The following is a 23,572-nucleotide window of genomic DNA, read 5'->3' on the forward strand; positions in this document are numbered from 1 at the left end:
TAGCATTATTATATTACAGTATCGTAAAATAAAAGGAGGGATAAAAGATGCCATTATTGGAAAATTTGATGGAAATACTTAACTTGATCCTTAGTATAACTACAGGTAGTACCGAACTAAATACCTGTACTATTTAATCAGAAAAACAGAGTTTTAATCTCAAGTTTATAAAACTACAATTATTTTATAATTTTTATATTAAATCTTCACCAAAGTTATAATTAAATATAGAATTTTATATATATAGAATTTTATATATTAAGAATGTGAATGATATATTTAAAGCAGTTATAGGAGGAATAGCATTATTTACGAGGTTTCCTGTCAAGACCGATAAAGAGGGGTTTCACGCATTGGCAGAGAATATCTTCGTCTTTCCTTTAATAGGTGTTTTAATAGGGTTTTTAGTAGGGATGTTCTCTACGTTTATTTCACAGATAACCCTATTGGAAGGGATATATCCACTTGCTGTTATATTTTTTTTGTATATACTAACCGGTTTAATTCATATAGATGGTTTGGCCGACCTATTCGATGGATTGATGGCACATGGTAATATTGATGCTATGAAAGATACAAACATTGGGATTGGTGCACTCTTTTCTCTTATTTTTTACCTTTTAGCGTTATATGTTTCTATTGAAAATATAATTGGGCTTAATTTAGTTGTTATATTCATTTTTGCCGAGATTTTAGCTAAAATCTCTATGGTAAATCTAGCGTCTCTCGGAAGAAGTATTCATGAAGGAATGGGATCGTTATTTATAGACAGGATATCATACAGGGATATTTTCTTATCATACCTCTTCATTCTACCTTTTTTATACCTATGGGGTGTAAAAACATTAATTTATATCGCTCCTGTTATCTTAGCCGATTTGGTAATATTGCTGATATGTAACAAGAATTTTGGTGGGATAAACGGAGATGTGCTCGGTGCAGGAAACGAGATTGGAAGATTGTTGGTACTGATGGTGATAGGATGCATACCATTTTGATGGCAGGTGGAAAAGGAAGACGTTTCTTAGTAGATATAGAAAAACCTTTTTTAAATATATCTGGAAGACCGATAATAGAGATTATTTTAGACTCATTGATCGATCTTAGTCTTGATAATACTATTGATAAAATAATCGTATGTACCACGACGTATACACCGATTACCGAGAGATTTGTTCTAAGACTGGCGTCTAAAAGAGAAGATTTATCTATCATAAGGACCAGTGGGAAAGGATACATTGAAGATTTACAAGAATGTATAAATTATCTATCTTTAAGAGAGCCTTTTTTGTATATGTCTGCAGATATTCCATTGTTTGATTCAGAAATATTAAGGTACATAATTTCTATATATAAAAAAGTAGAGAAGGATGCACTTGCTGTCTTTATGCAAAAAGAAGTATACGATAAATATAAAATAAAAACAGATTTAATTCTTGAGTATAATAACGAGAATATAGTTCCAACAGGTATCAATATCATAGATGGGTCGTATATAGATGAAGAACAGGAAGAGTACAAACTTATATTAGGTTTAAAAGATATCAGAAAGGTACCTACTCTTGCATACCTTGCATTCAATATCAATTATGTTGAAAATTATATAAAGTTTATAAAATTATATAAGCAAAATTCTTGTAAAATGGGGAAATTAACAAAATGATTGCCGTAGTTGGATTTAAAAAGGATTATGAGAAGCTTCATATGATTGCCAATATTATGAAGGATAGTACCGTCTTATTCTGGTCAAAAAACTTGTTTAAAGAGATATGGGGATGTAAAGGGATCGTTGCTCTTATGCCGACAGGAATCATTATCAGAGAGATCGCTCCTCTCCTCAAAAATAAATGGACGGATACACCTGTAATCGCTGTAGATAAAACGATGACTTATGCTATACCGTTAATAGGTGGACACCATGGTGCGAACGATATAGCATATATATTATCGAAATCTGGTTTAATTCCTGTAATTACTACTTCTATGGAATATTCTGAAGGATTAAGCATAGGAATAGGATGCGATCGAGGAGTTAATAAAGAGGAGATATTGAACGCATTAAAAAAAGCATTGGATGATATCAACGCAGATTTAAAAGATATTCGAGTGATTGTTACTACAGATCTTAAAAAAAATGAAGAAGGATTGATCGATGCTGTAGATGAGATTAAAAAACCTTTAATCTTTTTAGAGAAAAACAAGATAGAAAAGATGAATGTAAAAGAGAGTAAAGCAAGATTGATAGGATTAAAAAGTGTGGCGGATGCATCTGCATTGTATTTTGGTAAAGAGCTGATCTATCCTAAAAAAGTTTATGGGAGGGTAACGATTGCAATCGCAAGATAAAAAAGGGAAGTTATACATAATCGGGATTGGTCCAGGGGATCAAGAACTATTAACTTTAAAGGCATTAAAAGCACTGAAAGAGTCTGAATATATTATAGGACATAACCGATATATAAAACTCATAGAAGGCATCGAGACGGATGCAAAAAAGATATCCAAAGGTATGGGTAAAGAGATAGAAAGAACAAATATGGCGTTTGAGTTGGCAAAGAATAATACAGTATCTCTGATCAGCGGAGGAGATCCTGCTATCTATGGATTATTAGGTCTTGTGATAGAATTGATAATGAAAAATAATAATGACATCGACTATGAGGTTATTCCTGGAATCTCCGCGTTTAGTGTTGCTAATATAAGATTAGGTTGTCCCATATCAAACGATTTTGCAGTAATCAGTCTGAGCGATCTATTGATCCCGTGGGAGGTTATCAAAAAGAGAATTAAACATGCCGTATCGGGTGATTTTGTAATATCTATATATAACCCTTCAAGCAGAGGAAGAGTTAACAGATTAAAAGAAGCAATAGATGTATTGAAAGAGTATAGACTAGATTGTTGGGTTGGAATAGTAAAAAATGCTACTAGAAGCAACGAAGAACATATAATATGTAGATGTCGAGATTTAGATAAGTATATCGATTTTGTAGATATGAGTACTATCCTGATCGTGGGAAATTCTGAGACGAAGTATAATGATATGTTGATAACACCCAGAGGGTATAAACTATGAGAGATATGGGAGATTATACGAGAGGGGCAAAAGAGATAGCCGATAGAAGTTACAAGATTGTAAGCCAAAAAATCACGGGCGATCTTCCTGAAGATAGAATAATTAAGAGAGCAGTTATAGCAACAGGAGATTTTAGCATAAAAGATCTGATAGTTTTTAAGAATAATCCGATAAATGCAGGAAAAGATGCTATTAAAAGAGGATATAAGGCTTACTGTGATGTGGAGATGATAAAAGCAGGCATCAATAGATATAAAGTAAAATGCGTCCTATCATCGGATTATTCTGAGGACGATAAAAATACAAGGACGGCTTCCGGATTTTACAAAAATAAAGACAGATTAGATGGCTCTATTATTATAATCGGAAACGCACCATCTGCAGCTATTGCAGTATCTGATATGGTAAAAGAGGGTATTATTAAACCAGTGTTGATAATTGCTACCCCTGTAGGATTTGTAAATGCTGCCGAATCGAAAGAATATATCAGAAGTCTGGATATACCATCTATCACGACGGTGGGAACTCGAGGCGGTAGTACTATGGCTGTGGCAATATTCAACGGTCTTATAGATCAGGCTATAGAAGATGAGAGACCCTATAGAACTATATGAGTATCCCACAGAGTGGATAGAAAAGATAACGGATAATGCATTGGAAGATATGATAACAAGTGGATTATACATAGTATGCCCCGATGGAAGATTGCTTAGAAGGGGATTGACGACAGGCACTACCGCATCTGCTGCTGTTAAAGCATTATTTAATAATTATACCAAAGTAACTGTTAAAACTCCTGTAAATATAGATGTAGACGTAAAAGTCAGACTGGTTGGCGAAAACATTGCTGTTGCAAAGAAATTTGCTGGTGATCACGCTTTTGATATTACTAACAATATAGATATCATCGCAAAAAAGATCGGCTATGATGGTAAGAAGATACTGAAAGGATACGGTATAGATACAATCAGCAGATCTGCAATGAGTCAATTACTGGATAATATGGATGATATAACTGTAGAGATAGAAATCCCTGATGGTATAAAAAAAGGTGCAGAGATAGGTAGAGCTGGTATATCTCTGCTTGGAACTACGGGTTTTGTAGAACCGTGGTGTAAAAGATTGATAGATATGAAATCGGAGTTGGTAAAAGATTATAAAAGAGTTGCGATAGTTACTGGTAGGAAAGGATGGAGATGGGCGTATGATAATACAGAATATCAGCCTATAGTATTTGGAATACATATCGATGAAGGGTTGAAGGCATGTACAGGTGAGATCAGTCTGGTAGGTATGCCATCTTTAATAGGCAGATGGGCTGGGATAGATTTTAAAACTAAAAAAGACGATAAAGAAAGGGAAGATGCGGTAAGACAAATCTATTTTAAGGCTAAAAAAATAGCAAAAAACCTAAATTCTGTGTATATTATATTTAAAGATCGGGTAATCAGTTATGGTTAAAGTAATAGGCGTAGGTGCAGCTCCTGGCTTATTAACAGATCAGGCTCTAAGAGAGATAGAGAGAGCTAAAACGGTATATGGTAGCAAACGGGCTATAGATATGGTAAAAAATCAAATAAAAGGCAAAAAAGTAGTCTTAACCAATTACGATGAGATAAAAAATAAAAAACTGACAGACGAAGATGTTATCTTATCCACAGGCGATCCTATGGTCTTAGGGTTGGGTTATCTAGGTGATAAGGTTGTTCCAGGAATATCGTCGGTACAATTAGTCTGTGCAAGATTAAAGATAGATATGTCTAATGTCTGTATAATAAACGGGCATTCCAAGGACGAATATTATGTAAAAAATGAGTTGGATAAAGTATTATCGATAAAACGGGTTGCAATAATTGTGGGACGACCTAAAATAGATATAGCAAAAATTTTGAGCGATGAAAGATACAGAGACCTCGATCTTGTCTTGTTAGAGAATATAGGTTATCCAACAGAGAAGATAATTTACGGAAATAAAAATAACATTCAAAAGATAACCTCTAATTTGGCAATACTTGTTGTAAAACAGAAAGATGAATGAAAAACAAATAAGGAGGATTTTAATAATGGATGAATATGATAAAGAGATAGAGAATTTAATAGAAGTAATAATCTTAAAAATGATAGAAGACGAAGGAATAATAGAAGAGAAAAAGCTGATAAAAAGAATAAAAGAACTAGTAATTGATGAAACAATAGAAGAAAATTAAAATTTAATAAGAGATGCAAAAAAAGAAAAACTTAAAAAAATTAGATTATAAACTTATTAAATCCTTAATCTGGTGGTAAAAATGCCAAAAATATTTTCAAGACATAATCGAAGATTTAAGGTTTGAAAACTGGAAATCACGCCCTTTGAGTCATACAAAAAGCGGATAAAAGGCTCACTTCGTTCGTCCAAATTACCTTCGGCAACTTCTTTTATCCGCAAACCGTTGTGCGAAATGCGTAGGAGAGTATAGAATATGTCAATTGTAATTGATAATCAAAGAGGAAAGAAAGTTGCGGAACTCCTCTATAATTCTTTCTCTACTATGGGTATTCATGGAAGAACTGATATGCCAGAAGATATAACGCCCAATAGTGTAGTAAGAGGCTCTCTTGATCATATACTTTTTATAACACTCACGGTTTCTATTGACTATCAAAGGGATGCCCTATCGTTATGGGAGAGTTCGAGAAAAACATTTGATAATCCAGAAACGAGGTATTTATTCGATCCAAAATTATTACATGAAACTCCATTCAGAAAAATTGTTGATGATATGCAAAAATATAAACTGTCAAAGAAACCTCAAAAAGATGCTAATATTTGGCGAACGGTTGGCGTTACTTTTTATACGAAGTGGGAAGGTGATCCACGTAACTTTCTTAAAAACTGCAACTGGGATTCGCCTCTTATTTTGGAGCGCCTAAGAAAAGATACTCACTTGTATAACGGAAGATTAGTACCAGATTATCCATACCTGCGTGGTTCTAAAATAGGGCCATTGTGGTTGAGGATGCTTAGGGACAATGTAGGCATAACACAATTAAGAAATTTAGAGAAGGTTCCTATCCCCGTGGATATCCACGTAGCAAGAGCAACATTAACTACTGGAGTTGTGAGAGGAAGTATAGAAATCAGATCGAATAAAATGTTTGAATATATAAGAAAAGCCTGGTTTGAAAGTGTAAAAGGGTTGAGCGTTAAGAACAGACCTATGATTGCTTTAGATGTGGATGAACCACTTTGGCATTTATCTAAGTATGGTTGTTCATACCGAAATAAGATAACAGGCTATTGTCCAGTCTCTAATAGATGTGAAGCAAGAGAATTTTGTATTAAAGGTAGGATTGAGATAGAAAATAGCATAGTGAAGTTGGAAACATGAAAACACTTTGTATAGTTCCATGCGGAAATAGGAAGATATGGGATAAGAACCTAAATGCGGGACTCACTAAAGCAGAATATGTGTATCCTATCTGCAAAATATAGTTTTCTATTCTCTAACGATATAGTTCCTGGCACTTACAATGTAAGTTTTAATGACCGAAAGACAAACCCAATAGCTATAAAGGAACTTTCAGCTCAAGTGAAGGAAAAGGAATAAATCCTCAAAAATATGCAGAAAAAGTCATAGAAGTTATTAAAGAGTGTAAAAAATCACTTGAAGTTGAGGGTATCAAATATATTAATTTGGAAGAAAGTTATGATGTTGGTCTTTTAAGGGAGGAAGTAGCAAGTTATGGCAAGTATGTACTAAAAGTACAGAAATCAATTTATGATGGAATAATTAAGGAATCAGATATAGAAGAAGAGTTTGCTAAGGCACTTGATAAAGACTCCCGGATAAAGTTATTTATAAAACTACCTGATTGGTATGCAATAGAAACACCTGCAGGGAACTACACACCTGATTGGGCGATTGTGATAGAAAAAGTTCAGGATGGTGTAACTTCCGAAAAAGTTTACTTTGTGGTTGAAACCAAAGGGACTAATAATATTTATGAATTGAAGCCTGAAGAAAAAATTAAGATAAGAAGTGCCAAAAAGAGATTTGAACTTATAAGAGATTCGAAATTTGTTGCTCCTGTTAAGGATTTTGATAGTTTTGAGAAGGAGTTGTAATGGAAATAGAACAGGCACAGAATAAGGGTTCGGAACTTCATATAACACAGCATAAAAGATTCGCCCTTCGGAGGAACTTCTTTTACGCTGGAACCGTTATGCGAAAGTTTCATTAATAAGAAAGGAGATAATAATCAATATGAGAAAAGATTTAATCAAACAGATTCAAAGCTTAAGAAGTTCAAAATTGATAATCTACTTTACAGGAGACAGCCATCCTGTAGGCTTTTCTATAAAAAATAAGTGTGTAAGCAATATAAATAGAACTTAATCGGTTTTAATCGAATATAAACTCTATCGTCGTTATTGGATCTTCAGTTTTTTTGATCTTGGCATTTATATGCTTGTAAAAATCTTCTATATTATTTGGTAAAAGAACGGAAAACCATGGTCCTTTAGGCATGCTTGCAATTCCAACATCACCCTCTTCCATTTTTTTTGCTTTTACTACGACTTCTCCGTTATCATTATAAACCAGAATGTTTTCATCATCTTTAATATCATTCTTATTCATATCTTCTTCTGTTAACTCGATTATAGCCATCTTTTCGATATAAGAGTTATCAAACGGGCTATCTTGTTTAAAAACGTTTCTATCTTCATAAGATATAATTATAAGATCGTTATCACTCATAATCCCTCACCAATCCTGCTTAATATCTCATACTGTGATAAAAATTCCGAATCGATTACTTTTTCAGCTGTTTCTTCTTTTAGATCCATTCTATATGCATTACCCCCTGATTCTACCCCTGAAATAGACGATGGAATATTTATTCTGGATAGATAAGCTGTTAAATTACTATGTGGGCCTATATATATAGAATTAATATCCTTCAATTTTTTTGCAATTTTATGAGGAAGATACGATGCAATATCCGACTCTACAATCAGAATACTATCTATATCGTCGCCTTTCAAAAGATTGAATATGCTGTTATCTTTGGCATAGCTCTTATCTTCTAGATCTATGCTGTTTATATATCGAAACCGCTCAAACAAAAGTTTGTTAAATCCGATACAATCCATAACAGGCTGTAATTTGAAGCCGATATCATTTATCAAATCTATAAAATCGTTCATATATCCCATGGAATAATCTAAACCATCACCAACAAATACTACACCATATTTAGCCTTTTTTATAGACGTACCAACATTCATCAATAATTTTTTATCCCCAATCTTTGGTAGTTTTCCAGATAAAACGTCTTTAAATGCTTTAAATAACTCAAAATCACGACCCGGACTTACTTTGATAAATTTTTTAGTGATGTTAGCCGTCAAAGATTTTCTTGCATCTATAGCTATGGTGTATCTATCCTCTTCCCATCCTCTCTGCCGGTTCTTCCCTCTGGGATAATAAGAAAATTTGCTCATTAATCGCGGATGTGTACTCATCGGATCGCAACCCCAATAGATAGAGACGTCACAATTATCCCTCACATCGTCTAAAGTACAGGTATTTACACTACCATCCAAAAATCTATTTATGAGATACCCGCCATAAACAGATGAAAAATTATCTATGATCGAGCCAGTCTTTTCACCCAATTTGATCGATTCGTTCTGTGCTTCTAATACAGAATTCTCCAATCCAAATATGGCAGATTTTTTTGAATTCTTTAATATTTCTATCGTTTTGTTAATTGCGTCATCTATACTTGCCTCCTTTTTATTTATGGATGAAATTAACCTATTCTTATTAAAAGCGTCTATTCGTTTGAAACCTTTTAAACAGGCATTACCTACCGTAATTTTATTCTCTTCGTTTTTAAACTCCAAATCGTCACATAAACAGGAACAGCCTAAACAAATCATTTTAAATCACCTAACCCCCAGGAAACTCTATAGCCTTTGTAGGACAAGGCGTGATACAGGCGTTGCATAGAATTTTATGCTCTCCAAACCTTCTGCATCTTTCTATGTTTTGCGCTTTGACCTTACCGTTCTCTACCTTCAATATAACTTTATCTGATGATGCACCTTTGCCAATGGCACAACCTTTTGGATCTTCCGCCACATTTACAGGACAGGCAACAACACAGTTTCCACATCCAAAACAAAGATCTTCGTGTATTACAAGCCCTGTTTCGGTTACATCTGCTTCCATTATCGGCTTTAATATTTTTTCTAATTCTTTTCGTTCTTCCTTGTACTCTTCTTCGTATAAGGGAGTACATTTATCCAAAGTGGTCCCTTTATTTAAGAGTTTGAAAGCAAATGCCATGCATGTCTCCTCTCCACACTCCTTACAATTGGTCTGTGGTAGAAGCTTGTATATCTCCATCGGGCTTAATTTATTGTTTTTTGCCACGTAAGAGATATCATAAGTATTACAAATAAATGTTTCGTCTCTCAAATAAGCATATATGATATTGCCTCTTCTTCCATCAGAGTTAAATAGGGTAATTCTTTCTTGGTCATGGAATAGGATTGGTGATCGACGAATATCCTGTATTAGCCAAAAGATTTAATAATCCATTAAAGAGCAATATGACCAACCAAAACGAGCAATTAAAGATGTTGGGATGGTTGAGTTTGAAAATACGTATGTAATCACAGAAAATGGTGGAATAAGCCTAACTGGAAGATCTAAAGAGATTGTGGAGATTTAAGCTGATTATGTTATAAGCAATCAGATGAAAAGCTTCGGCGAGGAGGCAAACAAATGATCAGACGGCCATAAAGGAATACGCTATAAGTATGATCATCAAAACAAAGAATATCACGAAAGGAATCCACTGCCTCTTTCTTGCTGACTCATACTTCTGTTTACATTCTTCTGAACAAAAAACCTCTTCTGGTTCTACTGCTTTTCCACATACTATACAATGCTTGTGAGGTGTAACCTTTACCATAACTGATCCATCCTTTTTAATACTATTAATAACCTTCGATCTTATAGATACCATATAATACTTTTTATAGAATTATTCTTGCATAATTCAAAATATTAAAAATAATTCTTATTGATTTTTTATCTTTCTTTCAAGATCTTTTTTAAAGATAATCGTTCTGTAAGGGAACGGTATCTCTATACCTTCCTCATCAAATCTCTTTTTAACGGTCTCTCTTAACTTACATGAGGCATCCCAGGCATATCTTCTACTTGGTACCCAAAACGACGCTCTTAAGATTATTGAAAAATCTTTAAAGTCTATTAGCTTCACACTTACCTCGTCATTGAATACTATATTCTCATCCTTTCTCATTTCCTCCAAAATAATTGATCTTGCAAGATCTATATCTGAATCATAAGAGATACCAAAATCAACATACCAATATACAGGTAGTTCTTTTAACGACCAATTGTTTATCGTCTTATTCCCTATGATAGAATTTGGTATTATCACCCGTTTATTCTGCCATGTTTTTATTATGGTATGCCTGAGAGTTATATCCTCGATAGTACCATAGATATCGTCTATATCTACGATATCACCAACCCTAAACGGCTGGGATATTGCAATAGAGATGCCTGAAATAACGTTTGAGACAGTAGCCTGTGCAGCAAGAGCTAGTATAATACCTACAACCCCGCTTGCTGCCAATAAAGATTTTGCAGCCAAGTCTAACTGTGGAATCATGTTTATGATTACAGTACAGCCTATAAAATAGATAAAAACGACTGTTAACCTTCTGATAATGGTATATCTCGTCTCATCAACTTTTATCCTCGTACTGATATCTTTAAAACCAATACGAAGTATTCTGTTGACTATGGATCCGATTACAAAAGTTATAAGGATTGTTATTAGGATTTTAACAATCAGATAAACTGTCTCATTCATAATTTAAGCTCAATTATTTAACTAATTTAAGTATTCGTATTGCTAAATATGCAGCATTTTCACCGTTATCAATCCCTACAACAGCTACTGGAACTCCACGAGGCATCTGAACCATAGAGAAGAGTGAATCCAATCCTAAGAGTTTTCCCTCCACTGGAACCCCGATGACTGGTTTATCTGTCTTAGATGCTATTATACCAGGCAGTGCAGCCGAAAGCCCTGCTATCGCTATAAAAATCTTTGCATCAGAATTTTTAATATATTCGTCCAATAAATCTGGATCTCTATGCGCAGAGATCACTTTAAATTCGTAACTAACATGCTCTCTATCCAATATACTCAATACTTTTTCTACAATCTTTCTATCGGATTCTGATCCTGCAATAATAGCAATATCCATAACATATACCTTTTTTCAATTTTTATTCTTTTATTTTCTTTAGAAGAAGGATGTTATATAAATAAATGCCGATAAGCATACTAATGATTTAACAACCTTTTAATATTTGCAAGTTATTTTAAAACATAATATGGACTTGACAAGAATTGGTGTATCCATTCCATTGGATCTACTAAACAAATTTGATAAAATAATAGAGCAAAGGGGTTATTCATCCAGATCGGAAGGAATACGTGATGCAATAAGAAACTATATACTACATTATGAATGGATGAGTAATATAGAGGGTGAGCGAATAGGTATCATATCTTCATTGTACGATCACCATAGGCAAGGTCTCTCAGAAGAATTGATAACAATCCAACATAGGTATATAGACATTATCAACTCGTCGATACATATACATATAGACAAAGATCTCTGCATAGAAATAATTATTACAAAAGGCGATGGAAAAAGAATAAAAAAGATGACTGAAGATATAATGGCTCAAAAAGGAGTGGAACAGGTCAAATTAATTACTATTGCAGCCAAAAACAAATAATATTTACTTAAAAATTCTAATAAGATATCTCATAACTTTTATAAGTATATCAAGTCTAATTACAAGCAGAGATGGCAATATCGTTGTTATTGAAAGATGGACCGGTCGGGATTTGAACCCGAGGCCTCCACCATGCCAAGGTGGCGATCTTCCAGCTGATCTACCGGCCCATAGTAGTTTAAATATATATTAAATTAGTATAACGGATAGTTTGGTGCCTCATCCGTTATCAGGATATCATGAGGATGACTCTCGAGGATGCTATTATTCGTAATCTTCATGAACCTTGCCTTCCGTTGCATACTCTCTATATCTTTTGCACCTACATAACCCATAGCCGATTTAAGTCCTCCTGTTAGTTGGAACAAAACATCTTCTACAGACCCTTTAAATGGAACTACTCCTTCAACACCCTCTGGTACAAATTTTGTTTGTCCTACTTGAGAATATCTATCCGTTCCGCCCATCACACCTAACGATCCCATACCTCTATAACTCTTATAAAGCCTTCCCTTGATAGTTACTTCCCTTCCCGGAGACTCTTTAGTTCCTGCTAGAAGGTTGCCAAGCATAACAGTATCTGCCCCTGCTGCTATCGCTTTGGCAATATCACCAGAGAATCTTATACCACCGTCCGCTATTACAGGCACATTATACCTCTTTGCAAGATCTGAAACAGTCGCAATAGCTGTCAATTGTGGAACACCCACACCAGTGACAATTCTGGTAGTACATATAGATCCAGGACCTATTCCTACTCTTAACCCATCTGCAAAATCTACCAAATCTTCTGCAGCCTCTGCTGTGGCTATATTTCCGACTACCAGATCTGCACTTATATTATCCTTAATATTTTTAGCACTCTTTATAACATTCATATTATGGGCATGAGCACAATCTATAACGATTATATCTACGCTCTCTGCATCCAATTTTTTTGCCCGCTCTAAATCATAAGGACCAATAGCAGCGCCAACAAGAAGTCTACCCTCGATATCTCTTACCGCGTCGGTATACTTCTCTCTCTCCATTATATTGTGCATTGTGACCATTCCAATAAACTCGTTTTTATCGTTGATAATGGGTAGTCTCTCTATTTTAGAATCATACATCTTTTTAAATGCTTCATCAACAGTAACATTCTCTTTTGCAGCTATAACATCTTTCGTCATGACTTCTGATGCAAGTTTAGATCCAGATATGCCTCTTATATCTCTTGTACTGACAATACCCAGCAATTTATTGTCTTTAAGTATGGGAATACCACTTACGTTTTCTGATCTCATCAGGCTTAAGATATGTGATACAGAATCATCGGGTGATGCGGTTATCGTCTTTCTTATGATAAATTCATCCGATCTCTTGATAGCATAAACCATTTTCACCTGTTTTTCTATAGACATATTTCTATGCAGGATCCCGATTCCACCACTCCTTGCCATGGATATAGCCATCTTAAACTCCGTAACCGTATCCATAGGGCTGCTAACGATGGGTATATTCAATGATATATTCTTAGAAAACCTTGTATTCAAACTTATCTGGTTTGGTTCGACCTCAGAACGAGCTGGTAGGATCAATACGTCATTGAACGTCAATCCCTCCATCCCATTTAATTTTTCCTTAAACATATACTATATTTTTCAATAATCTTACAAGATTCTTGTCTATGTTTGCAGTTCTATCTCCACCGCACACGATCCCCCGTACACCAATTATATCAGGATTTAACAAAATTAATTTTTCGATATCGTCCATATTAAGCGATCCTGCAATAGCAACCTCGAACCCACTTGAATGCGAATCTTTTATAAACGCTTTAATACTATCGATCGTCATAAACTCCAGAGTGGATCTACCGTCTTTTATAGCTGTATCGATCATAACGACATCAACATCGTAACCCATACAAATTTTTGGAAGCAACATAGGAGAGACAGATCCAATTCGTTCAAAATCAGAATAAGCTGCTATAACCACCTTTTTATCATGATCATAATCCTTTATAGACCGGCTTACACTATAAACCATCTCTATAGCTTCATCTTTAGATTTTATGCCATAAAGCCCAGTCTTGATATAGTCAGCTCCACAGGTAGCAGCACCCAAGGCTGCCAGTGATGCAGTACCAGGCTTAAAACAAAAATCACCGATAGCGGCACTTAATGGTATATCTTTTGGAACGATCTTTCTTATCTCTTTTATGATCCATGGAAAATTAGCCCCTAAAGATCCCTCTTTCGGATTTTTTACATCTATAATATCTGCCCCTCCCTCCATTGCAGATTTTGCTTCATCAATATCCCGTGGACTGACAAGAAGTCTCATCTTAATCACCTTAATTTTATTATTTAGTAATAAAAGGGATTAAAAGAGCTTGTATTTATAGCTTTTGGGCAAACCTTGATTAATAACAAAATAAATATATAATAAAATAGATAAATAATAAGATAGATAAATGTTTCTAATATTTGCTATAGAGTTATGGTGATTATTCTTGCCGTTCGATCTGATCTTTGTCATGGATATATTAAATGGAGTAGTCGTTCATGGAATCAAAGGAGATAGATCAAGATATAAACCGATAGATAAATACAGCATGATTGTATCAAGCCAAGATCCGTTAGATGTTTTAAAAACCATAAATCCAAGAGAGGTATATATTGCAGATCTAGACAGAATCATCGGAATAGGTGATAACCTCTCGATTATAGGAGATATTGCAAAAAAATGGAAATTAATTGCTGATATTGGGATAAGAGATATCTCAGATCTTGATATAGGGCACCATTACCTAAAAAACCTTGTTATAGGAACGGAGACAGCCAACATGGATCTCATCTTAAAAGATAGATTTCTTAAAGATGATATAATAAGCCTTGATATAAAGAATAACAAGTTATTAAAAAAAGATAAAATGTTTCCAGACGATCCAAAATGTTTTTTGCAATATCTGGATGGATATGAGATAAATGGCATAATTATCTTATTTTTGGATAGAGTTGGAACAGAGACAGGAATAAATATAGCACCTTTAGAAATAATGCGATCCGTATCCAACCATAGATTGATATATGGCGGAGGAATTAGAGGATTAGACGATATAGAGGCATTAAAAGATATTGGTATAGATGGTGCGTTGATATCTACCGCAATCCATAAAAAGAATATACCTTTAAATCTTTTACAATAGAAAATAAACAAAATAGGTAAGATTGATGTTATTTATCGAGTAAAGGAAAAGGAGAGAACAATGGAAGATTTAGAGGTAGAAGAATTAAAAAAATACAAATTTGAGATAGGTCCCATAAGACCACCATCAGAAGGTGGAAGTCATTCTCTATTGATAAGAGTAACATGTAACTGTCCATGGTCTAAATGTAAATTCTGTTATGGTACTCCATACGGAAGGGAAAAATTCAGGAAAAGAGGCTTAGAAGAGATTATAAAAGATATACAATCGATAAAAAATATCGAAGACGTTATAAAAAGATTAGCAGCAAGGTTTGGAAGTATGGACTGGGTTAGCCATATAATAGATCCATTATTCTTATATGGGAAATTCTTTGATGAACTGGATGATACCGAATATAAAAACATTCAATCTATTATAAACGTCTATAACTGGATGTGTTCGGGAGAAAAAACAGTATTTCTACAAGATGCTAACAGTTTGGTTATGAGTTCCAAAGACCTTGTAACGATCTTGAAATATATTAAAAAACATTTTCCACAAGTAGAACGAATTACTTCCTATGCAAGATCTAGCACTTTATCAAGAAAGAGTTTAAACGATCTTATAATGTTAAAGAACGCCGGATTGGATAGATTGCATGTAGGTCTCGAGAGCGGGGATGATGATGTTTTAAAATATGTTAATAAAGGAGCAACCGCTGATGATCATATAATAGGCGGAAAAAAAGCTAAAAAGGCAAAAATCGAGCTGTCAGAGTATATAATGCCAGGATTAGGCGGAAAAAAATTATCAAGGCAGCACGCAGAAAATACTGCACGGGTAATAAACGAGATAAACCCGGATTATGTAAGATCCAGGCCTTATACTCCAAACCCATTGACGCCGCTTTATGAAGAGATGATTAACGGAGAGTTTGAGCTTTTAACACCACACGAGTATTTAAAAGAGCTTAAAATACTGGTTAAAAATTTAAACTTCGAAGGAAGGCTTTGTTTCGATCATATGATGAATTTTTGGATGAAAAAAGACGGAAAGCCATTATTTTCAAGGAATTATGAAGGGTATAAATTTCCGGACGAGAAAGGCAGAGTTTTATCGTTAATAGACGAAGGTTTAAGCATAGATGAGTCCGTACATGAGCATAAACTCGAATATCTTGCTTAACTGTTTATCTCGCTTTATTGTTTAATCCTCCATATATCTTAATGAGATTTAGTGGAGGTTACAGGAGTTGACATATCGGCTGAAGCTATTAAAATTGCTCGAAAATTACCTAAAAATCCGGTTATTATCATTTTGTGCTTCTGTATCCATCAATTCTCGTATCCATCTCTACTGCTTTAGATAAAGCTATTCCAAAAGATTTAAAAATTGCCTCTGCTTTATGATGATCATTCTCTCCATCTGCAGTGATATGAATCGTTATTCCAGAATTTCTGGAGAAACTTTCAAAAAAATGTTTAATCATATCGGTTGACATACTGCCTATCATCTCACGGATAAACTTTACCTGATATTTACAAAAACCTCTATCATCTATATCGAGTGCTACTTCTGCTATAGATTCATCCATGGGTATTTTTGCATATCCAAACCTATTTATCCCTCTTTTATCACCGAGTGCTTTTTTAATTGCCTGACCAAGCAAGATACCAGTGTCCTCGATCAAATGATGATCATCCACTTCTAAATCGCCTTTTGCTTTTATCATCAGATCGAAGAATCCATGTTTTGCAAAGGAAGAGAGGATATGATCGAAAAAGCCGATACCTGTATCTATATCTATAACTCCAGAACCTTCTATGATAATAGATATCTCGATATCCGTCTCTCTCGTCTTTCTTGTAACTTTTGATTCTCTCATTATTACTCTTTCCATCTTTATCATACTTATTCGTTACTCTTCTAATTTTAGCAGATCTTCTAATCTTACAACCCCTTTATATAAGGCAGATCCAATTATTACGCCCTCTATACCAAGTTTTTTAAGAGAAGATACGTCCTCTATACTTGAGATCCCTCCTGAAACAATCAGAGATGTGTCTTTATTTTTTATACTCTCTAAAATCTTTTTTATAGGTTTGATATCGATGCCGCTCATCCTACCTTCCATATTAATGTTTGTATAAAAAAATCTGCGGATGCCTATATCTTCAAATTGTTTCACAAACATATCCGGTCCCAATCTACTCTTTGATTGCCATCCTTCCATCATGACTTTTCCATCTTTGCTATCTAAAGAGATAACGATTCTATCTTCTCCAAACTTTTCTACAAGAGTTTTAGTAATAGATGGATTTCTGATCGCTAACGTACCTATTATCACTCTATCTACATATTTTAACATATTTGATACGTTTTCTATGGATCGTATTCCTCCACCTGCTTGAATTCGTATCGGAAAGGTTGAAATTCTTTTTATTATCTCAAAATTTTTTATATTACCTTTTAATGCCCCGTCTAGATCTACTATATGAAGCATCTTTGCCCCTTTTTCTATCCACATCTTTGCAATACTTATAGGATCTTCTATACTGATGATTTCTTTTGAAGGGTCTCCTCCTATAAGCTGGACACATTTACCATCTTTCAGATCGATTGCAGGTATTATCTTGAACATCTTTAAAATAAATTATCTTTATTATAGTATTTAAACATATTATACAGCACCAAGGCTACAGCTCTTAAATATTGTATTATTACACTGGTCAATCTCAATATGGTTTATACCTTTCTCTCTCTCTCGTTCTTCTATATCTCAAAAACAAGATTATATTTGGCTTATGTTCTCATATACAATTGCATTCTACTCCCTTAAGAATAATAAATTATTTATAAGATAAGTTTATATTTTTATTTTGGTATGGAAGCCATCCTAGATATAGATTCGATGAAAGCCCTTTCCTGCGATACAAGGATAGATATATTAAAATTGCTGAAAAAGAGAAGGGCAACTCTATCTGAGCTCAGTAAAGCATTGAAGAAGAGTAAACCTGCATTGATCAAACATCTCGATTTATTGATTGCCTCTGAAATGGTTGTTAAAGAAGATGATGGCCATAAATGGATATATTACGATTTAACAGAGAAGGGAAGAATGGTAGTTACAGATAAGAAAAGTGAGAAAAAGTCGTTTATTCTCTTATTAAGTAGCATTATGACGATAATAACAGGATTTTCTATACTCTTACATTACTTCAAGATCACAAAGCCGATTATTATGCACATTGCTGCTTTTAATACCATTAATGCAAGTATTTTGATGTATCTAAGTATTGTTCTTTTAATGATAGGTATTCTCTTGTTTGTATTGTCATACATAAAATATAGCATGAATAAATGTCTGGATTAGTATATAACACAGGATATATGAATAAATTAATAACTATTTTATTATAAGTTTTAATTTTTAAAATGAGAAGAAAATTTTTTTTATTAGCAATTTTATTCTTATTTCTTGTTGTTTCTGGTGCTTTTTTAGCAGAAAACAAAAAAATAGATCAATACTATCCATCTTTAAATAATGAAAACGGCAAATCCCGTGTAATTGTATGGGGAGACTCTATCAATAAATTTGAGATACAGGATGACGAGATGTTACTTTATGATTATAAAATAATAGATGGATATTGCCTAATTGTAGAGAATAACAAACTTAGCAAGATCAAAAAAAGAGCAGAAAGATGCAACCTAGATTATATGATAGATGGCTCGGATTTTGAGTTAGATTTTGATAAATCCGATAAAAAAAATGAGGTTAAAAAGATATATGGAGAATATGGCAACGTTAAATACAACAATCATGGCTCTAAGATAGCAGTATTAGATACTGGTTCTGCTTATCCATCATTGGCAGAGATAGATTTTGTAGAACAGGATTATTATGCAGATGATGAGAATGGACACGGAACAGCGATTGTTTCTATAATCAAAAGAACAGACCCTAGGTCAAACATTTATGTTGCAAAAATCGCGGATAAAAACGGTAACGCATATCTAAGCGATATAATTGCAGCTATAGATTGGGCTATCGAGAACGATGTAAATATAATAACGTTAAACATGTATTCACAGATAGAGAATGATATCATATCTCCTTTAACCTTGGCAATAGATAAAGCAGTAGATAGTGGAATAATATGTATTTTACCAGCAGGTAACTCAGCAGATAACGTTCAAAATTTTCAACCGGCAAATAGTGATAAAGCTATCGTTGTGATGTCATGCGACGCAAATTCAATCCCGTCTTCCTTTTCAAATAAAGGTGGAGATATCTATGCTGTAGGTGAGGACGTACTCGCAAGATCTATAGATGTTAGCAGAATCGGGGAGAGTGTGGTTGACAATATCGTAAAGGTAAGTGGAACAAGTTTTGCAAGTGCAAAAGTTACGGGTGCTGTGGGATTATTAAAAGAAATAAATCCTTTACTCACATCAGAAGAGATAAAAGAGGTCTTAAAAAAGAGTTATGATAATGTAAAAGGAGATGAAACAGGAAGGATTAATATAGAAAACGCATTGAAAATAGGTGAATTTTACAACTATTAACCATTTGATTAACGTTTTCGAATGTATAATAAAGCTACCTCTTTAACTATATTATGGAGGTGATAAAGGTGAAAGGTAAACAATTTGTAAGTCTGATGATAGCCGCAGTCGTACTATCTGCAACTCTTGCAGTTCCTATATTTGCTCAAATAGGAGAACCAGCTGAACCTCAAGATGATGATTCTGCAGAACCTACATCTTTTAATATTTATTATTATATCATCAACCATTTGCTGTTTACTTATCTAAATAGAAAAATATAAAAAGTTTTAAAAAACTATTATTTTTTGTAATTTATAACCATACAAATCTTTTATCAAAGAGGTAAAAAAAATTGATTTTTGAAAAAATAGATTGGAATGAAGAGTGGAAAGATTTTTTTAATACAAAAAGTAAGTCAATAGATATAATCAACAAACAAGAAAAATGGAATAAACGAGCAAAACGATTTAACGAATCTATAAAAAATAGTTGGAATAAACTGAACGATAAAGACTATATAACCCAGATTTTGAGGATAATTGATGTAGATAAAGATGATAGTGTTTTAGATATTGGCTCGGGACCTGGGACGTTGGCCATTCCTTTAGCCAAAAAAGTAAAAAGTGTTACAGCGTTAGATATCTCTATCGAGATGTTAAATTTTTTAAGAGAGAATGCCTCTAATGAAGGATTGAACAACATAAGTTATATAAACAAGGCATGGGAAGACTTAGACATATATCAAGATATAGAAAGACACGATGTTATCGTTGCATCTCGTTCTCTTATTCCGTACGATATGAAGAGAGAATTAATAAAGGTTGACAAAATTGCTAAAAAGGCTGTTTATCTTGTATATCCGACAAAAGATGGCCATTTGTACGATAAAAAACTCTGTGAGTATTTAGGTAAGAACTACTATTCTATAACGAGTACCAGTTTTCCAGGTTTTATCTACATATACAACATACTCTACCAAATAGGGATAGATGCTAATGTAGAGTTCATAAATTGTAAAAGAACTGCATATTTTAGAAATATTGATGATGCATTATCCGATTTTGAGTGGCGTATTGGAGAATTCACACATGATGATAAAGAGAAAGCAAAATTGTTTTTAGAGAACGAATTAATTGAAGAAGACGGCATCTTCAAATTTAAAAATGAATCAAAGACAAAATGGGTTGTAATATGGTGGAAAAAAGGGGAATAAGTATATGCTTGACGTAAAAGATGCGGCTTTCTCTTATAATAAAAATGGATGTATATTTGAAGATATTAGTTTTTCAGTAAAAGCAGGAGATGTTCTATGTATATTAGGCTCAAATGGGAGTGGAAAGACTACACTTATTCGCTGTATTTGTAATCTATTGAAACTTCAAAGTGGATCTGTATCGATCGGAGAAAGAAATATTAAATATTTTGGCGAGCGGGATTTAGCACGATATATAAGTTACATTCCACAGATGCACAATCCTACCTTTCCATATTCCGTCTTAGACGTAGTGCTTATGGGAAGGACACCCTATCTTAATCCTTTTTCTGCTCCATCAAAAAGAGATATCGCAATAGCAAAGTCAGCAATCGATTCTGTCGGGGTAAATCATCTGATAGACAAACCATATACTGAGATTAGTGGAGGAGAGAGACAACTTGTATTATTCGCTCGAGCATTAGCTCAGCAACCAAAGATACTACTTTTAGATGAGCCAACATCTCATTTAGATTTCGGAAATCAGGTACGTGTTCTTAAAATTATAAAGAAGTTAGCAGATACGGGTTTATCCATAGTTATGACATCACACTTTCCAGATCATGCGTTTATTGCTTCAAACATGACGGCGATAATGAAAGATGGACGATTTATAGATATAGGTAATCCCGATGATGTTGTAACTGAAAAAAATCTTAAAAAGATATATGCAATAGATGTGAAGATAGTTCAAGTTTCGAATGGCAAAAATAATGAAATAAAGGTATGCGTTCCTATTATAGACCAATAGCAGATATAAAAGTTAAAGATTCTATCATGTAAAATAAAAATATTTTATTTAAGATAAAGAAAACTTAATATAGTATATATAAAAAAGAAATAAGATAAATATGAAAATAAAAATAATAGATGACCTGATATCGGATTTGAACGATAAAGATCATGAAATAAGAGATATACATGTAGGTTATTCGTGGATAGGCGTTTTAAGCAAGAATTGTGGAATCTCCAAAAATTTTGGATCGCTACATCATTATAAGATCAAGGACCTAGGACGATTAAAGGAAAAAACAGCTATAAATCTGGCAGGTTATGCAAAGTCTTGGAATATGATCGAGGCTGGTCTAGGAGTTGCTGCTATAAATTCTTTGATCGATGTTAAAGGTAAAAAAGGAATAAATTTGCTAGATCTATTATTGGAAAAAGGGGATGGAAAAAAGATAACGATGATAGGACATTTTCCACGGATAGAAGAACTAAGAGAAAAAGCAGATGAGTTATGGGTGATAGAGAAAAATCCTCAAGAAGGTGATCTACCTGATATTGCTTCTGAATATTTTGTTCCGAAAGCAGATATAGTCGTTATAACCAGTTCTGCAATAATAAATAAGTCAATAGAGAGATTATTAGAACTAAGCAACGGTTATACAATTCTTTTAGGACCAAGTACACCAATGTCTCCAATATTATTCGATTATGGTGTAGATCTACTTGCAGGCATAAAAGTAACAGATGAGAGACTTATGATGGAAAAGATAGCGCAAGGATGCGGAATGGTTAGGCAATTCGAAGATGCTATAGATTTCGTGGTGATGGAAAGATGAGAAAGAGTAAGATACTACTTATAGTATTAGTGGCCGCCGTAGCCTTAGCCTTTCTAGCCATCATTCTCTATCAACCAACAGAAAATTTAGAAAATATAGAGACAGAAACAATAATCGATATGGTTGGTCGAGAAGTAGAGATCCCTTTAGAGATAGATAGGGTTTTAGGAACTTCTCCTCCAACTACGTTGATGATATATATGCTAGCACCCGACAAACTCGCTGGATGGAGTTTTATGCCTAATGGGGAATATATTCCTCAAAAATATAGAGATTTACCAGTAGTGGGCGGTTGGTTTGGAACTCAGAGTGGAAATTATGAAAATTTTATAGTAATGAATCCAGACGTTATATTTGAAGGATTTCATACGGAAGGAGATTTTAGAGATACAATATACATGCGTCAAAAGAAGTTTGGCGATATCCCCGTGGTAGGTGTAGCAGAGACGGTCGATATACTATATTTAAAACAGCCTATCCAATTTGTTGGAAAAATTTTAGATGTGGAGAATCAATCCGATGAATTAATATCGTTTTACGATCGTATGATAACTATGGTAAGTAGACGGGTATCAGACATTCCTGATAATGAGAAAAGAAGAGTTTACTATGCTGAAGGTCCAGATGGGCTGATGACAGATCCAAAAGGATCGCCGCATTCACAACTGATCGAGATATGTGGGGGGATCAATATTGCAGATTGTCCTTTAAAGATGGGTTATGGACGGACCGAGGTAAATATGGAACAGGTCATTAGTTGGAATCCTGAAATAATTATTGCTGGTGATCAGATATTCTACGATAAAATCTATTCAGACCCGAGATGGCGAGAAATCGATGCAGTTAAGAATCATAAAGTATATCTCACGCCACTTTCGCCATTTTGCTGGTTTGACAGGCCTCCAGGTGCTAACACTATTATTGGGATACCTTGGACTGCAAAAATTTTGTATCCAGAAAAATTTGATGACATAGATATAAGAAATCTCACTAAAGAGTTTTATTCCAAATTTTATCATTACGAATTGACGGACGAAGAGGTATCTCAGTTATTAAATGGGGTTTAAAAACGAATGGTGATTTATTATTGGTTCTAACCTATTTTTG

General features: G+C 33.9%; 30 protein-coding genes and 1 tRNA gene. 20 read left to right on the forward strand and 11 right to left on the reverse strand.

The genetic code is table 11. The features are described from left to right. Positions 1-266: 266 nt before the first annotated feature. The 10 genes from cobS to LPC15_RS03750 all read left to right on the forward strand — a co-directional run bounded on the left by cobS (position 267) and on the right by LPC15_RS03750 (position 7,184). Complete coding sequence (gene cobS / locus LPC15_RS03705) at positions 267-998, forward strand: adenosylcobinamide-GDP ribazoletransferase (protein WP_229234034.1); 732 nt, start codon at positions 267-269, stop codon at positions 996-998. Beyond that, a complete protein-coding gene (locus LPC15_RS03710) occupies positions 983-1,663 on the forward strand; it encodes an NTP transferase domain-containing protein (protein WP_229234035.1) in 681 nt (226 codons plus the stop codon). The genes cobS and LPC15_RS03710 overlap by 16 nt, the downstream gene beginning before the upstream one ends. Beyond that, complete coding sequence (locus tag LPC15_RS03715; RefSeq protein ID WP_229234036.1) at positions 1,660-2,346, forward strand: cobalamin biosynthesis protein; 687 nt, start codon at positions 1,660-1,662, stop codon at positions 2,344-2,346. Before LPC15_RS03710 ends, LPC15_RS03715 begins: the two co-directional genes overlap by 4 nt. Next, positions 2,330-3,076, forward strand: coding sequence for a precorrin-3B C(17)-methyltransferase (gene cobJ / locus LPC15_RS03720; protein ID WP_229234037.1), 747 nt, complete (start codon positions 2,330-2,332; stop codon positions 3,074-3,076). Before LPC15_RS03715 ends, cobJ begins: the two co-directional genes overlap by 17 nt. Next, entirely contained in the window at positions 3,073-3,690 is a 618-nt protein-coding gene (locus LPC15_RS03725; protein WP_229234038.1) for a precorrin-8X methylmutase, read from the forward strand. The genes cobJ and LPC15_RS03725 overlap by 4 nt, the downstream gene beginning before the upstream one ends. Beyond that, on the forward strand, positions 3,665-4,537 hold the full coding sequence (locus LPC15_RS03730) for a cobalt-precorrin-5B (C(1))-methyltransferase (RefSeq protein WP_229234039.1): 873 nt from the start codon (positions 3,665-3,667) through the stop codon (positions 4,535-4,537). Before LPC15_RS03725 ends, LPC15_RS03730 begins: the two co-directional genes overlap by 26 nt. Beyond that, entirely contained in the window at positions 4,530-5,114 is a 585-nt protein-coding gene (gene cbiE, locus LPC15_RS03735; RefSeq protein WP_229234040.1) for a precorrin-6y C5,15-methyltransferase (decarboxylating) subunit CbiE, read from the forward strand. The genes LPC15_RS03730 and cbiE overlap by 8 nt, the downstream gene beginning before the upstream one ends. Positions 5,115-5,139: 25 nt before the next feature. Next, complete coding sequence (locus tag LPC15_RS03740) at positions 5,140-5,283, forward strand: hypothetical protein (RefSeq protein ID WP_229234041.1); 144 nt, start codon at positions 5,140-5,142, stop codon at positions 5,281-5,283. Positions 5,284-5,538: 255 nt separating this feature from the next. Beyond that, entirely contained in the window at positions 5,539-6,447 is a 909-nt protein-coding gene (locus LPC15_RS03745; RefSeq protein ID WP_229234042.1) for a hypothetical protein, read from the forward strand. A gap of 305 nt (positions 6,448-6,752) precedes the next feature. Next, the gene (locus LPC15_RS03750) at positions 6,753-7,184 is read left to right on the forward strand and encodes a hypothetical protein (protein WP_229234043.1); all 432 of its coding nucleotides are present in this window, start codon (positions 6,753-6,755) and stop codon (positions 7,182-7,184) included. Between the two features lie 277 nt (positions 7,185-7,461). On the opposite strand, the gene LPC15_RS03755 is transcribed toward LPC15_RS03750, so the two are convergent. The 6 genes from LPC15_RS03755 to purE all read right to left on the reverse strand — a co-directional run bounded on the left by LPC15_RS03755 (position 7,462) and on the right by purE (position 11,378). Next, on the reverse strand, positions 7,462-7,818 hold the full coding sequence (locus LPC15_RS03755) for a molybdopterin dinucleotide binding domain-containing protein (RefSeq protein ID WP_229234044.1): 357 nt from the start codon (positions 7,816-7,818) through the stop codon (positions 7,462-7,464). Beyond that, positions 7,815-9,005 carry a hypothetical protein gene (locus LPC15_RS03760; protein WP_229234045.1) on the reverse strand — a complete coding sequence of 397 codons (1,191 nt, stop codon included), beginning with the start codon at positions 9,003-9,005 and terminating at the stop codon, positions 7,815-7,817. Before LPC15_RS03760 ends, LPC15_RS03755 begins: the two co-directional genes overlap by 4 nt. A gap of 10 nt (positions 9,006-9,015) precedes the next feature. After that, positions 9,016-9,546 carry a (Fe-S)-binding protein gene (locus LPC15_RS03765; protein WP_229234046.1) on the reverse strand — a complete coding sequence of 177 codons (531 nt, stop codon included), beginning with the start codon at positions 9,544-9,546 and terminating at the stop codon, positions 9,016-9,018. Between the two features lie 313 nt (positions 9,547-9,859). Beyond that, positions 9,860-10,099, reverse strand: a complete 240-nt coding sequence (locus LPC15_RS03770; protein ID WP_229234047.1) for a DUF2116 family Zn-ribbon domain-containing protein — start codon at positions 10,097-10,099, stop codon at positions 9,860-9,862. A gap of 54 nt (positions 10,100-10,153) precedes the next feature. Continuing rightward, complete coding sequence (locus tag LPC15_RS03775) at positions 10,154-10,978, reverse strand: mechanosensitive ion channel family protein (RefSeq protein WP_229234048.1); 825 nt, start codon at positions 10,976-10,978, stop codon at positions 10,154-10,156. Between the two features lie 13 nt (positions 10,979-10,991). Continuing rightward, complete coding sequence (gene purE / locus LPC15_RS03780) at positions 10,992-11,378, reverse strand: 5-(carboxyamino)imidazole ribonucleotide mutase (RefSeq protein ID WP_229234049.1); 387 nt, start codon at positions 11,376-11,378, stop codon at positions 10,992-10,994. A gap of 130 nt (positions 11,379-11,508) precedes the next feature. On the opposite strand from purE, the gene nikR reads away from it, so the two are divergent. Then, on the forward strand, positions 11,509-11,922 hold the full coding sequence (nikR, locus tag LPC15_RS03785; protein ID WP_229234050.1) for a nickel-responsive transcriptional regulator NikR: 414 nt from the start codon (positions 11,509-11,511) through the stop codon (positions 11,920-11,922). Between the two features lie 97 nt (positions 11,923-12,019). On the opposite strand, the gene LPC15_RS03790 is transcribed toward nikR, so the two are convergent. The 3 genes from LPC15_RS03790 to LPC15_RS03800 all read right to left on the reverse strand — a co-directional run bounded on the left by LPC15_RS03790 (position 12,020) and on the right by LPC15_RS03800 (position 14,250). Continuing rightward, positions 12,020-12,092: transfer RNA gene (locus LPC15_RS03790), tRNA-Ala, on the reverse strand. A 24-nt stretch (positions 12,093-12,116) separates the two neighbouring features. Next, the gene (gene guaB / locus LPC15_RS03795) at positions 12,117-13,553 is read right to left on the reverse strand and encodes an IMP dehydrogenase (RefSeq protein ID WP_229234051.1); all 1,437 of its coding nucleotides are present in this window, start codon (positions 13,551-13,553) and stop codon (positions 12,117-12,119) included. Then, positions 13,546-14,250 carry a (5-formylfuran-3-yl)methyl phosphate synthase gene (locus LPC15_RS03800; protein WP_229234052.1) on the reverse strand — a complete coding sequence of 235 codons (705 nt, stop codon included), beginning with the start codon at positions 14,248-14,250 and terminating at the stop codon, positions 13,546-13,548. Before LPC15_RS03800 ends, guaB begins: the two co-directional genes overlap by 8 nt. A gap of 169 nt (positions 14,251-14,419) precedes the next feature. On the opposite strand from LPC15_RS03800, the gene LPC15_RS03805 reads away from it, so the two are divergent. Both LPC15_RS03805 and LPC15_RS03810 read left to right on the forward strand, forming a co-directional pair. Continuing rightward, positions 14,420-15,115, forward strand: coding sequence for a HisA/HisF-related TIM barrel protein (locus tag LPC15_RS03805; RefSeq protein ID WP_229234053.1), 696 nt, complete (start codon positions 14,420-14,422; stop codon positions 15,113-15,115). Between the two features lie 60 nt (positions 15,116-15,175). Further along, positions 15,176-16,282, forward strand: a complete 1,107-nt coding sequence (locus tag LPC15_RS03810; RefSeq protein WP_229234054.1) for a radical SAM protein — start codon at positions 15,176-15,178, stop codon at positions 16,280-16,282. Between the two features lie 127 nt (positions 16,283-16,409). Here LPC15_RS03810 and hisB read toward each other — a convergent pair whose 3' ends face one another. Together hisB and hisA are read right to left on the reverse strand one after the other, a co-directional pair. Next, positions 16,410-16,982 (reverse strand): imidazoleglycerol-phosphate dehydratase HisB, encoded by a 573-nt coding sequence (gene hisB / locus LPC15_RS03815; RefSeq protein ID WP_420709498.1) that lies wholly within the window; start codon positions 16,980-16,982, stop codon positions 16,410-16,412. A 33-nt stretch (positions 16,983-17,015) separates the two neighbouring features. Continuing rightward, on the reverse strand, positions 17,016-17,738 hold the full coding sequence (gene hisA / locus LPC15_RS03820; protein WP_229234056.1) for a 1-(5-phosphoribosyl)-5-[(5-phosphoribosylamino)methylideneamino]imidazole-4-carboxamide isomerase: 723 nt from the start codon (positions 17,736-17,738) through the stop codon (positions 17,016-17,018). Positions 17,739-17,981: 243 nt separating this feature from the next. On the opposite strand from hisA, the gene LPC15_RS03825 reads away from it, so the two are divergent. The 7 genes from LPC15_RS03825 (at position 17,982) to LPC15_RS03855 (ending at position 23,532) form a co-directional block, all read left to right on the forward strand. Then, complete coding sequence (locus LPC15_RS03825; RefSeq protein WP_229234057.1) at positions 17,982-18,470, forward strand: ArsR/SmtB family transcription factor; 489 nt, start codon at positions 17,982-17,984, stop codon at positions 18,468-18,470. 62 nt (positions 18,471-18,532) lie between these two features. Beyond that, positions 18,533-19,666 carry a S8 family peptidase gene (locus tag LPC15_RS03830; RefSeq protein WP_229234058.1) on the forward strand — a complete coding sequence of 378 codons (1,134 nt, stop codon included), beginning with the start codon at positions 18,533-18,535 and terminating at the stop codon, positions 19,664-19,666. Positions 19,667-19,734: 68 nt separating this feature from the next. Beyond that, positions 19,735-19,929, forward strand: a complete 195-nt coding sequence (locus LPC15_RS03835; RefSeq protein ID WP_229234059.1) for a hypothetical protein — start codon at positions 19,735-19,737, stop codon at positions 19,927-19,929. Positions 19,930-20,000: 71 nt separating this feature from the next. Continuing rightward, complete coding sequence (locus LPC15_RS03840; protein ID WP_229234060.1) at positions 20,001-20,861, forward strand: class I SAM-dependent methyltransferase; 861 nt, start codon at positions 20,001-20,003, stop codon at positions 20,859-20,861. Positions 20,862-20,865: 4 nt separating this feature from the next. Beyond that, positions 20,866-21,651 (forward strand): ABC transporter ATP-binding protein, encoded by a 786-nt coding sequence (locus LPC15_RS03845; protein WP_229234061.1) that lies wholly within the window; start codon positions 20,866-20,868, stop codon positions 21,649-21,651. Between the two features lie 100 nt (positions 21,652-21,751). Beyond that, positions 21,752-22,465 carry a DUF364 domain-containing protein gene (locus LPC15_RS03850; protein ID WP_229234062.1) on the forward strand — a complete coding sequence of 238 codons (714 nt, stop codon included), beginning with the start codon at positions 21,752-21,754 and terminating at the stop codon, positions 22,463-22,465. Beyond that, entirely contained in the window at positions 22,462-23,532 is a 1,071-nt protein-coding gene (locus LPC15_RS03855; protein WP_229234063.1) for an ABC transporter substrate-binding protein, read from the forward strand. The genes LPC15_RS03850 and LPC15_RS03855 overlap by 4 nt, the downstream gene beginning before the upstream one ends. Positions 23,533-23,572: the final 40 nt, after the last annotated feature.

Origin of the sequence: Candidatus Methanoliparum sp. LAM-1 (genome assembly GCF_020885915.1) — an archaeon.
Lineage (GTDB): Archaea > Halobacteriota > Methanoliparia > Methanoliparales > Methanoliparaceae > Methanoliparum > Methanoliparum thermophilum.